This is a genomic window from Endoryza foliicola, assembly GCF_050589245.1.
Classification (GTDB): Bacteria; Bacteroidota; Bacteroidia; order Chitinophagales; family Chitinophagaceae; genus Endoryza; species Endoryza foliicola.
The window spans coordinates 116546-131757 of record NZ_JBOBEW010000009.1 but is presented as its reverse complement, the minus strand read 5'-3'; the positions used below and the strand labels follow the sequence as shown (position 1 = coordinate 131757).

15 protein-coding genes are annotated in these 15212 nt (G+C 40.5%); 4 read left to right on the top strand and 11 right to left on the bottom strand.

From position 1 onward, the window contains the following. The first annotated feature begins 40 nt into the window (after positions 1-40). A complete protein-coding gene (locus ACQ2HE_RS18590) occupies positions 41-937 on the top strand; it encodes an SDR family oxidoreductase (protein ID WP_430900624.1) in 897 nt (298 codons plus the stop codon). 56 nt (positions 938-993) lie between these two features. Here the strand turns inward: ACQ2HE_RS18590 and ACQ2HE_RS18585 are convergent, their stop codons facing one another. The 3 genes from ACQ2HE_RS18585 to ACQ2HE_RS18575 form a co-directional block, all read right to left on the bottom strand. Then, on the bottom strand, positions 994-1941 hold the full coding sequence (locus ACQ2HE_RS18585; RefSeq protein WP_430900622.1) for an arginase: 948 nt from the start codon (positions 1939-1941) through the stop codon (positions 994-996). A gap of 250 nt (positions 1942-2191) precedes the next feature. Beyond that, positions 2192-2932 (bottom strand): SDR family NAD(P)-dependent oxidoreductase, encoded by a 741-nt coding sequence (locus ACQ2HE_RS18580; RefSeq protein ID WP_430900620.1) that lies wholly within the window; start codon positions 2930-2932, stop codon positions 2192-2194. A gap of 60 nt (positions 2933-2992) precedes the next feature. Continuing rightward, positions 2993-4543: a beta-N-acetylhexosaminidase gene (locus tag ACQ2HE_RS18575; protein WP_430900618.1), complete on the bottom strand. Its 1551-nt coding sequence runs from the start codon at positions 4541-4543 to the stop codon at positions 2993-2995. Positions 4544-4732: 189 nt separating this feature from the next. On the opposite strand from ACQ2HE_RS18575, the gene ACQ2HE_RS18570 reads away from it, so the two are divergent. Next, positions 4733-6082, top strand: a complete 1350-nt coding sequence (locus ACQ2HE_RS18570) for a M28 family metallopeptidase (protein ID WP_430900616.1) — start codon at positions 4733-4735, stop codon at positions 6080-6082. A 340-nt stretch (positions 6083-6422) separates the two neighbouring features. Here the strand turns inward: ACQ2HE_RS18570 and ACQ2HE_RS18565 are convergent, their stop codons facing one another. The 3 genes from ACQ2HE_RS18565 to ACQ2HE_RS18555 all read right to left on the bottom strand — a co-directional run bounded on the left by ACQ2HE_RS18565 (position 6423) and on the right by ACQ2HE_RS18555 (position 8541). Next, positions 6423-7040 carry a DJ-1/PfpI family protein gene (locus ACQ2HE_RS18565; protein WP_430900614.1) on the bottom strand — a complete coding sequence of 206 codons (618 nt, stop codon included), beginning with the start codon at positions 7038-7040 and terminating at the stop codon, positions 6423-6425. A 17-nt stretch (positions 7041-7057) separates the two neighbouring features. Beyond that, positions 7058-7891 carry a 4,5-DOPA-extradiol-dioxygenase gene (ygiD, locus tag ACQ2HE_RS18560; protein WP_430900612.1) on the bottom strand — a complete coding sequence of 278 codons (834 nt, stop codon included), beginning with the start codon at positions 7889-7891 and terminating at the stop codon, positions 7058-7060. Between the two features lie 110 nt (positions 7892-8001). Then, complete coding sequence (locus ACQ2HE_RS18555) at positions 8002-8541, bottom strand: hypothetical protein (RefSeq protein ID WP_430900610.1); 540 nt, start codon at positions 8539-8541, stop codon at positions 8002-8004. Between the two features lie 49 nt (positions 8542-8590). On the opposite strand from ACQ2HE_RS18555, the gene ACQ2HE_RS18550 reads away from it, so the two are divergent. Next, a complete protein-coding gene (locus tag ACQ2HE_RS18550; RefSeq protein WP_430900608.1) occupies positions 8591-9223 on the top strand; it encodes a DsrE family protein in 633 nt (210 codons plus the stop codon). Here ACQ2HE_RS18550 and ACQ2HE_RS18545 read toward each other — a convergent pair whose 3' ends face one another. Genes ACQ2HE_RS18545 through ACQ2HE_RS18535 form a run of 3 tightly spaced genes read right to left on the bottom strand, consistent with a single transcriptional unit; the run spans position 9224 to position 12131 of the window. Beyond that, positions 9224-10801, bottom strand: coding sequence for a peptide ligase PGM1-related protein (locus ACQ2HE_RS18545; protein WP_430900606.1), 1578 nt, complete (start codon positions 10799-10801; stop codon positions 9224-9226). It lies immediately after the preceding gene. 50 nt (positions 10802-10851) lie between these two features. Beyond that, a complete protein-coding gene (locus tag ACQ2HE_RS18540; protein ID WP_430900604.1) occupies positions 10852-11922 on the bottom strand; it encodes a Gfo/Idh/MocA family protein in 1071 nt (356 codons plus the stop codon). 44 nt (positions 11923-11966) lie between these two features. Further along, positions 11967-12131 (bottom strand): hypothetical protein, encoded by a 165-nt coding sequence (locus ACQ2HE_RS18535; protein WP_430900602.1) that lies wholly within the window; start codon positions 12129-12131, stop codon positions 11967-11969. 176 nt (positions 12132-12307) lie between these two features. Here ACQ2HE_RS18535 and ACQ2HE_RS18530 point away from each other — a divergent pair, with 176 nt between their 5' ends. Then, positions 12308-13462, top strand: a complete 1155-nt coding sequence (locus ACQ2HE_RS18530; protein WP_430900601.1) for an acyl-CoA dehydrogenase family protein — start codon at positions 12308-12310, stop codon at positions 13460-13462. Positions 13463-13480: 18 nt separating this feature from the next. On the opposite strand, the gene ACQ2HE_RS18525 is transcribed toward ACQ2HE_RS18530, so the two are convergent. Together ACQ2HE_RS18525 and ACQ2HE_RS18520 are read right to left on the bottom strand one after the other, a co-directional pair. Continuing rightward, entirely contained in the window at positions 13481-14518 is a 1038-nt protein-coding gene (locus tag ACQ2HE_RS18525; RefSeq protein ID WP_430900600.1) for a DUF4421 domain-containing protein, read from the bottom strand. A gap of 10 nt (positions 14519-14528) precedes the next feature. Further along, entirely contained in the window at positions 14529-15200 is a 672-nt protein-coding gene (locus ACQ2HE_RS18520) for a YggS family pyridoxal phosphate-dependent enzyme (protein WP_430900598.1), read from the bottom strand. Positions 15201-15212: the final 12 nt, after the last annotated feature.

The window sequence follows — 15212 nt, the reverse complement described above, 5'->3', positions numbered from 1 at the left end:
GTAGCTGGTTTTTGTGCGAGTTACAACGTATTTTTAGCTCATGAAGATTCTGATAACAGGCGCCAATGGGCTGCTCGGCCAACACCTTCTTTCAATTCTACAACATTCCGATCACGATGTGGTGGCTACGGGAAAAGGAGATTTTCGAATTCCCATTAAATTGAGCAACCGCCTACAGTATTTTTCTCTGGATATCACCAATGAAAACGACTGGCATTTATTAGCCACCAAAATTGATCGGCTTGATGCTGTTATTCATTGTGCCGCCCTCACACAGGTCGACTTTTGTGAACAACATCAGCAGGAAACAGATCAAGTGAATGTTCTGGGTACCGAACTTGCCGCAAGGTTTTCGCAAAGCTTTGCAGCGCATTTTATATTCATTTCTACCGATTTCGTTTTCGATGGCACCACAGGCATGTATACGGAAACCGATCCGGTAAACGCAGTAAACTATTATGGTACATCTAAAATAAAAGGAGAAAGATTGGCTTACAATTATCCCGGAAATTGGTCCATAATTCGAACTTGCTTGGTTTTTGGCAATGTATTGGTGGGTACCCGTTCCAATATCATTTCTTGGGTAAAAGAATCCTTGGAACAAAACAAACCGATAAAAGTAGTGAGCGATCAAGTGAGAACTCCTACTTATGTGAAAGACCTGGCTTTAGGTATTCTAGCCTGCGTTACTCAAAAAGCTGGCGGCGTTTTTCATGTTTCCGGCGAAGAAATTCTCACTCCATACGATATGGCCATGAAAACAGTAGACTATTTCAACTTAGATGGAAGCCTCATCACAAAAGTGAACGCGAATACCTTTACTCAACCCGGGCAAAGACCCTTAAAAACCGGATTCAACATCTCTAAAGCAAAAAACGAGCTCGGATACTCTCCAATCTCGTTTCAAGATGCCATTCGTGATATGATGAATCAGTAGCGTTTCTTAACCTCTCATCCTCTCTTCATCTATTCCTGTTCTCCTCTCATCCTCCCTTAGTTCATCAATAATATATTGACACTTCTTTGGAGAATATTGAAAGCAATTTCACTCATCAAATTTTCTTTATCCAGCGTAGGGTTCACCTCTGTTATTTCAAAGCAACAAACCTTCCTGTTTTGAACAAACTTGCTGATCAAATCCTCCGCTTCACGCTCTCTCAAACCATTGCTTACCGGAGTACCGGTACCTTTAGAAATGGATGAATCTAAACTATCTACATCGAAACTAATATAGATATCGGTGCAATCAGATAGATAACGAATAACACTTCTTACCACATTCTCGGCCCCTTTTCTTCTTACCTCATTGGTGGTAATTACTTTCATCCCGTGTTTTTCAATCAAGTGCTTTTCTTCTTTTTCAAAATCACGCAAGGAAATAAAAACAATATCCTCAGGCAAAACCTTTGGAGCAATCTTGCCAATTTGTTTGAGTTGATTCCAATAACGTTTGGTCTCTTCATCTACTTCATGCACAGCATAGTCTTCATTGTCTTCATTAATTGACGCCGCTATGGGCATTCCGTGCATGTTGCCCGAAGGAGTGGTGTAAGGAGTATGAAGATCAGCATGCGCATCAATCCAGATCACTCCTAATTTCGATTTCGGTTTGGCCATTTTTATGCCTGCAATGGTTGCACCGGCCGTACTGTGATCTCCACTCAATACAACCGGAAAGAAGTTATTCTTCAAGGTTTCACTAACAGATTTGCTTACGCGCTCATACATGGTTGCTACACCCTTAATTCTTTTCGCATAGGGGCTTTCAATGGGTTCATAAAGCATCTTGTTCTCGTGAGGTATTTTCTCCGATGGAAAATGAATAAAGAAATTACTCATAAAATCCATGGCTGCAATTTTGATGGCATCGATTCCTAAACTGGAACCTCTGGTACCGGCGCCTATTTCCGAAGGAACTTCAATTAGTTTAATGTTTTTCATATAACAGGTTTAATGTATTGGAATGGCTCCAATAAGAATCACAAATGAGTTGAAAATAAATTGGGGAGGGAGCGACTATTAGTCGAGAATGTAAAAGTTCACCGGCAGCAGTTGCTGGGCGAATGGCAATAATCTTCTTTTCTTGTTAAAAAGGAATCTCATGATATTCATGGTCTCTGAAGGCAAAGATAGAAACCTTCCTTAATTTAACGAACAATTGGTAGTATGAAAGTCTGTTAAATCTCTGTTACTACTTGTAAATCATGTGTTTAACGTCAAAAATAGCCCCGTTTTCATATCCGTCTTTCAGCAAAGTTTCAGTAATTGCTCCGGCTGTTACCAGGGGATCTATCAGCCAATTCTCTTTTTTGTAGTTTAAGAACCGCTCAATACTCGGAAACTCATCAGCAGTAGCCTTTCTTATTTGAGCCTGCATATTGGTATCCATTACTCCGGGATCGATGCTGCAAATCTTGAAATTAGAATGCTCTGCATTTTCTAAAGCAATGGTTCTAGTTAGCATATCCAATCCTGCTTTCGATGAGCAATACAAGCTCCACCCAAAATATGCTTTGGATGCTGCACCCGATGATATTTGTGCAATTCTAACTTTTCCTTGCCAAGATTTTATTTTTCGAATAAGGATTGCATTTAGTATCGCCGGAGTGGTATAATTCAATTGAATGGTTCGTGCAATGGTGTCGGTAGAATTTTGATCGATGGGGGCAACATGTCCCAAGCTAGCTGCATTGTGAATCAGATAAAGGGAAGTGTAATCGCTCAATTCGATCTTGTTAAGTAGCTCATTGAACTTGTTTTCGAGTTGCGTCACATCACTCAAATCAATGGCTACTTCCTGAAGCTTCTCACTTGATAAACCTGAGATGCCTCTTGCCAATGAAATCACCTCAAATTTTTCATTCAAAAAAGTGTGCACCAACCCTTTTCCCAATCCTTTACTTCCGCCTGTAATGATTGCTATTTTTTTCATGGTACAAAACTAAGTGATCTCAAAAAAAAAGCCCCGAATCTCTCGGGGCTTTTAGAAAACTTATTTCCAATCTATTTTCTTCGAAGGATAGTAGTCGATTTGCATGGCTTTCATTCTTGGTCCATGATAACCCAATCGAACCTTGTACTCGTCCCAACTCCTAGAAGCGGTAGGAGTCCAAGCAATCTCAGCATATCCCGGCAATCGAGGGAATACCATGTATTCGATATCGTCCATCGTTACAATGGTTTCTGTCCACAAAGGTGCTTCTACTCCCCAAATATTTTCACGTTTGATACCGGGTTCCAAATTCGCGGGATCCCAAGTATATGCAGTGTCAACTTCAATGTATCCGGCCCAATGCAAACCTAATTTAGAAGTGGAATCGTATTGCATGTCTAAATATGCTTTTCTTGCAGGCGACATAATCAGTTTTGCGCCTTTGGAAATGGCCATAACTGAGTTCGCAGAATCTGCCCAGTACTGTGCTACCGTATTCGGCTCTAATTTTGAATTGGCTACTTCATCCCAACCAATGGCCAGTTTACCATGTTTCTTCACCAATAACTGTACTTTTTCCATGAAAGGGATATAGTCTTCTTTTTTGGTAGCATGACTTTCATCGCCACCAATATGCAAGTATTTTCCCGGCGTTAATGCAGCCAATTCACGGATTACATCATCAAGGAATTTATAAGTTACCTCTTTATTAGTACACAAGGTGCTAAACCCAACTTCAATGCCGCTGTACAATTTCGTAGCTGTATCGTTGCAATTGAGTTCTGAATAAGATGCCAACGCCGCATTGGTATGACCCGGCATATCAATTTCAGGAATAATTGTGATGTATCGATCTGCTGCATATTGAACGAGGTCTTTGTATTCTTCCTGCGACAAAAATCCGCCTTTGCCTCCACCTACTTGGGTAGTGCTTCCAATTTCGGTCAACTTAGGCCACGATTTGATCTCGATCCTCCAACCTTGGTCGTCACTCAAATGCAGGTGCAGCGTATTCATTTTGTAAAATGAGATAAGATCAATGTAACGCTTGATGTCTTTAGGTCCGAAGAAGTGACGGGCTATGTCTAACATTGAACCACGATATTCATAGCTTGGTTCGTCTTCTATGGTAGCAGCAGGAATTGCCCAGTTGGCTTCGGATTTCGTAGTTGCTTCAATGGCATCGGGTAATAATTGACGAATGGTTTGGATACCATAGAAAACACCGGCACCACCTCCGGCCTTAATAGTAACTTTTTTACCATTAATACTGAGTGTGTAGGCTTCCGGAGATTTTTTAATGGTGGTATCAATTATTAAGTCAATACCGGTACTATCGTTTGCTGCAGGTTTAACTGCCAATTCAAATCCGGTAGCAGGCTTGATAAGCGTGTTGAAATAACCGGCGAGTTTCTTTAGTTCAAGATTCGCCGTATCAATATTCAAAGTGGTGTTTGCAGCCAATTGAAAACTACCCGTATCTGCTTTTACAGAACTGGGTTTGGGAATAAGATTGTCAATGGCAGCTCGTTTTTCTTTAGCCGGCTCGCTACAGGCAACTGAAAGCAGAAGCAGAACCGCCGCAGAAAATGAAATAGATGAAAAGCGCATAAAGTGGTTGATTTAGAAAGGTGAATATAACTAAAATCAGGCGGCCAACCACCGATATTGTGATGAATTGCAAGGAACATACATTGCAACCGATTGAATTCATGATTTTTTTAAAAAGCGAAAGATTTTGACCGCTTTGGCATCTAACTTTTTATAATTTTAACTGTTATTGACGTACAATTACTGTTTATGAGAAAGATACTTTCCGCTTGCTTAATTTTTTTAAGTGGATCTTTGTTTGCACAAAAGACCATCCAACGTGATCCCCAAATTGAAAAATGGGTAAAAGAAGTGAATGCCGATTCACTCAAAGCACATATCCAAAAATTGGTGAGTTTCGGCACAAGAAACACGCTTAGTTCTACTACTGATCCTAATAGAGGGATAGGAGCTGCAAGAAATTGGATCCTTCAACAATTTCAACGCTACGCTACTCAATCTAATGGCCGCTTTTATGCATACCTCGATACCACTACGTTGGCTGCTGACGGTCGACGTGTAGATCAACCCATCAATCTTGGAAATGTAATTGGCGTACTAAAAGGCACTGACACTTCAGATAAACGAATTTTCATGATCAGCGGTCACCTCGATAATATGCGCACCAATGTGATGGATCGTGTAAACGATGCCCCCGGTGCAAATGACGATGGAAGTGGCACCGCAGCAGTAATTGAATCGGCCCGTATTCTCTCTAAGCAATCGTTTCCAGCCACTATCATTTTCGTTGCTTTTAGTGGTGAAGAACAAGGTTTATTAGGGGCCAATTTTCTATCAGATAAAGCAAAAAAAGAAAACTGGATGATTGAAGCTTTGCTGAACAATGATATCATGGGCAGCAATCACTCAAATGAAACCAATATTATTAACAATACGAAAGTGCGGGTATTCAGCGAAGGTGTCAGTGGGTATGAAGTAGATAAGAATATCAACAATATTAGAAATCTCGGACTCGAAAATGATGGCGCACCCCGACAGTTGGCTCGTTATATCAAGGAAATAGGAGAGCGCTACGTCGATAATCTAGAAGTAATGCTCATTTATCGAAACGATCGTTTCCTTAGAGGTGGTGACCATACCCCATTTGCTCAAAAAGGTTTTGCCGCAATTCGCATCACAGAGATGAATGAAAATTTCACCCATCAACACCAAGACGTAAGAACGGAAAATGGCATCCAATACGGCGACTTACCGGAGTTCATGGACTTCGAATATCTACGCAAAAACACCGCTTTGAACCTGGCAAATCTAGCAAACCTCGCCAAAGCACCCGGAAAGCCACAAGACGTGAAAATTGAAGTTCGCAAACTTACCAACTTTACTATCTTAAATTGGACAGCCCCTAAGCAAGGAAAAGTAAAGGGCTACTATGTATTGTGGAGAGAAACCAACTGGCCTTATTGGCAATTCAAACAATTTACCACCGAAACGTCTATTCAATTGCCTTACTCTAAAGACAATTATTTCTTCGCAGTGCAAGCAGTAAGTACCGATGGAAATGAGAGCTTGCCGGTACTGCCTGTACCAAGTAGAAACTAAGGAGAAATTAAGAATTATAAATTAAGAATTAATAATGGGGCTTCCACTTCGGAAGTCCTTTTTGTTTCTTGGACGGCTGTCATAATCTGATATCAAAAAGAAATCGGAATATTCTTGTTATGAGGAAAACAGTTCTGGCGGTAATGGATTAAAACAAATAATTGCATATTCTAATTAAACTTATCTAATACTAGTTGATAACTATTGGTGTAACTACTCTGCGTAAGCCCAATAAAGACTGATGTTTAAGAGAATTGAATTTGAAAAAAATGTATGACTTGGTAAATCCAAGAGATGGAAATTTGTTGCTCCCTCATTAGTAATTCTTAATTATTAATTATTAATTGGTCCCCAAATACACATTATTCGTAAATGGATCTTGGTCCTTGTCTTCCTGCCAATTGTATTCCATATCACGCGCAACCTTTCGAGCGAAGGCACTACCGAATTGATCACTTAGAAATCCTAAACTCATATCGGTACCGGCACTAACTCCGGAGGAAGTATAGAACTTTCCGTCCACCACCCAACGGGCCGATTGTTGCCATGCAACATCAGGTGTAGTAGCCGTTACCCAGTGATAAGCTTTCTTATTAGTTGTTGCTTTTTTGTTTTTAAGCAATCCTGTTTTTGCTAAAAGTGCAGAACCGGTGCAAACAGTTAGTAAGTATTCACTTAGAATGGAAATATGTCGCAAGGCATCAATAAATTCCGCGTTTTCAATCATTTTACGCGTTCCATGGCCGCCCGGTATAACGAGTACGTCTACTCCTTCTTCTGTAATTGCAGAAAGTGGTTCTGTGTATATTAAAATGCCATGGTCATTGCTGATGGCCTCTCCGTGTATAGAATAGAAACGAACTTGATAGACCGATTGATTTCGGCCAAATACTTCTACAGGTCCAAAAACGTCCAAGGTTTGAAATTGATCAAATAAGAGTACACCAACACTAAACATGGTGCGAAGTTACAGATTTATCCAATTTTCACCGAAGTCATGCTGAGTGAGCCTGCCACTAACTTATCGTTGAATAATGAAATTGCATCCTTTTCTTCTTTCAACCCTAAAGTATAGATCAACGGAAGGTAGTGGTCGGGACTCGGTATCGATAACAGCGCGGGCTTCCCCAAACTTTGATACTGAAGTAAGGGTTTGGTATCTCCACTTAACAGATGTTTGTTGAACAGCGCTCTGGCTTCTATTGCCCAGTCGTAACCGTAATTATCGCGGTAGAAATTCTGAAAGTCAACCATTCCCAAATTGTGAATGATATTACCACTTCCAATAATCAGTATGCCTTTTTTTCGCAACAAGGCCAATTCTTTTGCCAAGTTGAAATGCCATTCTGCATTTCGAGTATAGTCGATGCTAAATTGAATTACAGGAACAGAAGCGTCGGGGTAGAGGTGCTTGATCACGCTCCAAGCACCATGATCTAATCCCCAAGTTTCATCGAGTTGAACAGTGGTGCTCTTTACCAATTCTTTGGTAGTTTGAGCTAAGCCGGGACTTCCCGGAGCCGGATACTGAACCTCATACAATTCTCTCGGAAAGCCTCCAAAATCGTGAATAGTACGGGGCATTTGCATGGCAGTTACAAACGTACCTCTCGTGAACCAATGAGCAGAAACACAAAGAATGGCTGCGGGCTTTTGGATGTTTTTAGCTACTTCTTTAAATGCTCTGGTGAATTCGTTGTCTTCAAGTGCATTCATCGGGCTTCCATGGCCCAAGAATAATACAGGCATGGGGTCTGTAGATGGTAATTGATCTGCGAAATTGCGCAGCTCATGCAAATTCATATCCATAGTAAAAAGGGAGCTTATACCTAATGTTTGTAAAAAAACACTTCTTTTCATTAGAATACAAAACTACAACCCATTCGATGTAACAACATTGACCTAGGATAACAAATCCTTTACTTTCCCAATTGAAGACTTCCCACAATTTGTTCTGCTATGGGTTCCCACTCCTTTTGAAGTTTTTCTACGCAATTAAATGAACCGAGGAGCAATTGACCATTGTAACTCGCGAAAAAATAATAGTTGAAGATTTTCTGATCGATGGCCTTTGCGCTAAATTTTATGAATCCGATTTCTTTTCCATTTACTTTTCGAGTGCCTTTAGAAAGAATTTTGATATCGGTCCTTGCCTTAGTGAGTTGCTCGGCTTGAAATCCGGTGAATGCGGCAATTTGTGCCTCGTTCACTTTTTGCTCCGAGTAGTCAAGAATGATATTTACTGTGCCTTCCTCATTGGTAAGTACCAACTCAGGTCTTTGTTTCATTTTATACTTTAGTTCCCACATTTCAGGTGTCATTTCCAAAAGTGAGGCAGGTGCTTTTATGCGTATGGCACCTTTGAGAATGCTGTTGGTAGTCATTGAGTCTTGCTGTCCAAACCCAAGAAGCGTACCTACGCCGGTTAACAATAATAAAGTGAAAATGAATTGTTTCATGGTATCTGAGGTATTTTAGTACCTTTAAGTAGCTATAAAATTACACTTTATGAAGCAAGTTTTTAAATTAGGATGGATTACATTCTTATTATGCACCGTTTTAACAATTAGTAGCCAAGCTCAATCGAAAGATACCGTGCCGGTAAATCCAAGAACGGCTATGATGCAAAAGCGTGCATCAGAGTTGATTTTTCCCGTAATTAAAGGCTCTGTAGCTTCCGGTGTATTTCCAATTTCTAATCCAAAGTCGAAGATCGATTCTAACATGGATTATAAACTCCTGTTCGATTTTACAGTTGGTATCAATGCACAGTACCAAAATGGAATGATCAATGAGGGGTTAGACGAAATTGGACGTATGATCAACCTGCACCGAGCAGCCGGTGTTTCTGCAAAGCATCTTAAAGTTGTAATTGTAACACACAGTGCTGCAGTACTTAGCTTGCTGAATGACGCTGCTTATCAAGCAAAATTCAAAATCAACAATCCAAATGCCGACATCATAAAGCAACTTCAATCTATCGGAGCAACAATAGTAGCCTGTGGGCAAACCATGCAATTCCGCGACATCAAAGAAGAACAACTGATTGATGGAGTTCAAAAAGCATTTTCTGCGCGTACAGCTTTGTCAACTTACCTAAGCAAAGGATACGTTCCCTTTCAAATTGCTGAACAACATTAATTATTCTTCAATAATGGGAGTGCACTCGTGATCTAGGATCTCGAGTGTTTTCTCGTAAAAGTAGCGGGCGCGCTCAGGGCTTGTTCCAACACACAATACACCCAGTTTACCATGTTCCGACAGAGCGCCTACCAAATGAAACATCACCCCTTCCTGAGAAGCGGAGTCATAGATTAATCCATGGTAAATGGAAATGTGCATCAAATCATCAGGAGTGAGTCCTTTGTAGTGTTCGCTAAATACATTGTCTGAGGCAAAGTAATAGCGTTTGTTTCCACTAGAGGTTAAATACAATCCGGTTTCATCATTGTATTTCCCATCGGTTAAAAATTGAAGTAGCAAGAGTGGATGAGTAGTTCCCCCTTTTCGCAGATTGATTTCAATGGCGTAATGTTTCCAACTTTGATCTGCCTGTTGAACTGAAATAAAATCAATGGCAAATCGGCCCAATGCGCCTTTCTTAGAAAGTGTTTCAGCAATTTTTCGACCTTCTTTCGCTAATGTTACATTGTAGGCGGCATCAGCAGGAAAGATCGCACCAATAAAGATTTGACCATCATCGCCCCCCAACACTTGATCATGTGTACTTACAATTTCTACTTCACCATGAGTGCCAATTACGCACTGAACAGAAGGAGAGGTTTTGATTTCACCGTCTAAAAATTCTTCAACAATTCCTCCCATAAATACGATCTTTTCAAAAAATAATGCATTCGATACATCGTGCGCTACCGTTTTGAAATTGGATTCAAAACTGCTTTCTATAGCAGCTCTTAAATCAGTGCCTAGTTCGGGGGGGTATTTGTACATGGCATTACCATCGCCACTGAAACCATCGTTTAGTTTTACTACGGCCTTGCGAAGCGAAGGATATTTCTCTTTTAATTTTACCAATGCATCAATTACATCTTCTTTTGAATGCAAATCTTCAAACCCGTCTGGAAGCAATACACCGCTTTCTCGAAAAGTCTTTCTGCCACCTGATTTAGAACCTTCGTATTGTTTATCGGGATCAGTTCCAAACAAAGGAATACCCAATTGAACAGCCAAGGTTTTTTCCAGTGGGGTAATATTGTAACAGGTTAAATGCGCCGATGCGGCATCCGGAATCAAACTCTTAATTCTATCAATTAAACGTGGACGCTCCAAAACTTTCTCCGTTAAAGATCGTACCGATGCATCGTGGCAACTGATCATATGAAGTCGTTGTCTGGCATGGTGATCTGTAATGCCCGGAAGCATATGTAAGTAATAATCTACAATACTATCGGGAACGGGTACACTCGTTATGTAAATGACCTTAGTTAAAGGCATGCGGAGTAGCATCAATAAACAAAGCATTCGCTCTTCATAATGGATGGCACCTTTTACCTTCGACAAGATGTCTTGGTCCAAGGTTAAAGACGGAAGAATCACCACGGTTCTTGGAGCAAGCTTATCAGGAAACACCTCTTTATATTGCTTCTCGAATCCTTTTTGTAATTCCATAAAGCGAAGACGCTCGGCTTCTGAACCTGAGGGATACAAATTAGCTTTTGGTTCGAAGGTTTTACGGGCAATAGGGGTCCCTGTAGGCATAAAACAGTTTTTACCTAAATTACGAAGAATCTTACTTAAAAAATCGGGGATTAAAGCTTTACAACGTTTCCGGTTCTTACCGATTCGTCGCATGCAAATGCAATTCGCAAACTGTTAACCGCATCGTCCATATGATCTGTGAGATCAATATCTTCTCGAATAGCTGTTACAAAATAACGTTGTTCTCTATTACACAATTCCTGATGGTCGGGCTCGTCGGTTAAATTGATCCATTCATCCGGTTGCGTGAACTCATTTTTATCATTAATAGTGGCATGGTGCACCCGTAGACTTTCGGTTTTGGTATGTGCTTCCACCGAATCAGATTTGCCTTTTCCACCCGCATCTTGCGCAACTATTGAAACAGAGCCTTTGGGTCCAAACACGTCTTTTACAAAAAAAGCTGTTTCACTCACCATCGGCCCCCAACCTGCTTCATACCAACCTACTGATCCGTCTTCGAAACGAATTTGTAATTGTCCATAATTGTAGTTTCCGGCGGGTATGTCTTCTGTAAGTCTTGCACCTATTGCAGAAACCGATACCGGCTTTGAACGAACCATTTGGCACATCACGTCAATATAGTGTACGCCACAATCTACAATAGGGCTGAGGCTTTTCATTAAGTTTCTGTGAACATCCCACATATAACCATGACTCTGCTGATTCAAATTCATGCGCATAACCAACGGTTTTCCCATGGTTTGAGCCAACTCAATAAATCGAATCCATGAAGGATGATGACGAAGAATATAGCCTACCACCAGTTTCTTATTGGCTGCTTTGGCAGCATCAACAACGCGTTGTGCTCCTGCCACTGTAGCAGCAACCGGTTTTTCAATAAATACATGACAGCCTCTCTCAAAAGCTGCTATAGCAAAAGACTCGTGAGTATCGGGGTAAGTTGAAATACAAACCGCATCGGGTTTTGTAGCTTCCAAAGCTTCAAAATAGTCGGAAAAAAGGGGATAGCCACCACCTAATTTTTCATTCAAAACTTCTTTGCTTTTGCCGGTCGATACAATACCGCATATCTCAATTCCTTCCGTGAGGGTGTACGCAATGGCATGAGAAGCTCCCATATTGCCACAGCCCACTACCAATACTCTTATGTTTGACATTCTTTGATTTGTTTAAGAGTGCCAAAAATAAGAAAGGAATTTGATTATCGCTTACGGTCTAACAAAGCATCTCGCTCTTCGGTGAGTACTTTCACCTGACGACGCAGTTGATTGTTCTGAATAAATAGAAAGGCTGCTACTACTAAAAGGCCAAGGCCTATAACGATTTCTGTAAGGGAATCGGGACCCACTACTAAGCCAAAAATCATACAATAAAAGGGTTGGTTTAAGAACAGATACAAATATAATAAAAACTTCTATGTTTTTTTCAAGAACGAACCCTTTTAAAACCAGTATTTCACAAACGATTCTATGAAAAATTAAACCAAACAACCGTTAGTTTTTATCAAAAAAACGGTTATTTTTGCAACTCAAATCAATTGATATGCATTTCCAGTTATCAGAAGAACATCTCATGATTCAAAAAGCGGCACGCGATTTTGCACAACAAGAATGCTTGCCCGGCGTAATTGAGCGCGATGAACATCAAAAAGTGCCAAAAGAACAATTGATGAAATTGGCTGAATTGGGATTCATGGGAATGATGGTAGACCCCGCTTACGGTGGCTCCGGTATGGATACAATCAGTTACGTATTAGCCATGGAAGAGATATCAAAAGTTGACGCATCTGTAAGTGTTGCCATGAGCGTTAACAATAGTTTGGTTTGTTGGGGACTAGAGGCTTTTGGTTCTGAGGATCAAAAAATTAAATACCTAACGCCTTTAGCACAAGGAAGGAAAGACGGTGAACTGTATTTGGGAGCATTTTTATTGAGCGAACCGGAAGCCGGAAGTGACGCCACTTCTCAGCGAACCACAGCCGAAGATAAAGGGGATTACTACTTGCTCAACGGTACCAAAAACTGGATAACCAATGGCTCTACAGCCAGTGTATATTTGGTGATTGCCCAAACCGACCCAGCCAAAGGAAGCAAAGGTATCAATGCTTTTATCGTAGAAAAGAACAGTCCGGGCGTTACTGTTGGAGCCAAAGAAAACAAACTTGGAATTCGCGGCAGCGATACACATAGCATTTTGTTCAACGATGTGAAAGTGCCTAAAGAAAATAGGATCGGTGCCGATGGTTTTGGATTCACATTCGCAATGAAGACCTTAGCAGGAGGTAGAATCGGAATTGCAGCTCAAGCACTTGGAATAGCCAGCGGTGCCTACGAATTAGCACTGGCGTATTCAAAACAACGCAAAGCTTTTGGAAAAGAAATTATGCATCACCAAGCCATTCAATTTAAGTTAGCCGACATGGCCACCAGAATTGAAGCATCTCGATTGCTCTGCATGAAAGCTGCTTGGGAAAAAGATCAACACCTCGATTATACCTTGAGTTCGTCAATGGCCAAAGTATATGCATCAGAAACAGCCATGTGGACCACCACAGAAGCCGTACAAGTTCACGGAGGATATGGCTTTGTAAAAGAATTCCACGTAGAACGTTTGATGAGAGATGCAAAAATTACGCAGATTTATGAAGGAACCAGTGAAGTACAAAGAATTGTGATTTCACGTTCCATATTAAAATAGTCCAATACTGATTGCTTGCTAGTTTCCTGCACCAATGATTCGATCATAGCGGTGCAGGATTTTTTTTACAGCACCAACCGGAATAAATTTTCTAGACAAAGTAAACCGATAGTTTCCGGTATTTACAGAATAAGAACTTGTTCTATGAATGCCTCGAATGCCGTTGGTATTCGAAACCCAAGAGAAGCTCAATCCCCAGTCGGCACTATTGTAACCCGCAACCAATCGAATCAAAAGATCCGGTGCCAATCGCCAAGTATGATATTTTACTTGATTGGTTCTTTCATTTACAGTTCCTAAATCAATGCTAATGGTTCCTGAGCCTGTTGCATACCAATGCTCTTTGTATACCCATGTATAGGAGTACCCAATTCCTGGTCCGGCCTGAACATAACTCAGATACCGAATGGCAGCCTGCTCATACAAAGAAGCCCTCGATGAAGGAACAAAGGCACTGTCTCCTTTAACTCTTCCGGCTACAAATACGCCTCCTACCAATAAACTTCCGGAAGATTTCTTTTGCCACTCGTCTTGTATGAATGCTGCACGGTAGCTGTATTTTCGATGATTCAAAATATAGTAAGCACTAACACCAAGTTCATTTACAGCTATATCAGGTCGTATGTAATAACTGTTTACTGAACTAGCAGCAGTTCCTTTGGGAAACAAGAAGTAGCCCTTATAAAATTGTCCAAAGCCATCGATCCGCCATTTTTTACCGTATAAATGCGATTGCAAATCCAAATATTTTGTGGTGCCTTTATCTGAATCTTTGTTCAAAAATTTTAAGCCGTATCCTAAGTTGATAGTAAGCCCTCGGTAAGTGGCTCCTAATCCCAAGTTCAAATTGGTGTTAGGTCTGTATTGCAAGAAATATTGATTGCCTTTCCCATTTACATTAAAAATGGTGTACTTCTGCGATAAATAAGTTCGTAGGGTCAATTGATCATCGAATGATTCTACATAACTCGAATCTCTTTCAGCGCCCGTTTGCGCCAGCATCGAGTTATTTAAAGAAAACACCGCAATAATCAGAACAAAAATGAAACGGTTCAAAGGAGGGATTTTATTGGGTGTTTTGAGGATAATTTCTTGCGCCAAACAACATGCTACCGATCCGAATCATTGTACTGCCGCATTCAACAGCAATTTTATAATCACCACTCATGCCCATACTCAAAATGGCAGGTGATTCTTTAAAATGATCCCGATAAGTTTCGGCCAGTTTAGCAAGTGTTGTGAATTCCTGTCTTACTTTTTCCAAGTCATCAGTGAATGAAGCCATTCCCATTAATCCACCTATTTGTACATGGTTTAAATCTTGCTCTAAAAACACCGCAGCAAGTTCTGACTCATCCATTCCGAATTTCGTTTCTTCTGTTGCAATATGTACTTGTAATAATACTCGAATGGTTCGATTTAGTTTAGCGGCTTGTTTATTGATTTCTTTCAATAGTTTTAAACTGTCTACACCATGAATCAAATAAACAAATGGTGCAATGTATTTAACCTTGTTCGATTGGAGGTGACCGATAAAATGCCATCTAATGTCTTCCGGAAGTAGTGGTTGCTTTTCTACTAATTCTTGAACATAGTTTTCTCCAAAATCGCGTTGCCCCAAATCGTATAATTCTTGAATGGCTTCAACGGGTTTGGTTTTTGAAACAGCGATTAATGTAGTGCCGGTTGATGCGAGTTCAGATTTTAATTGTTCAAAAGCCGGTTGGTTGATTAACATGTATCTCTTCAG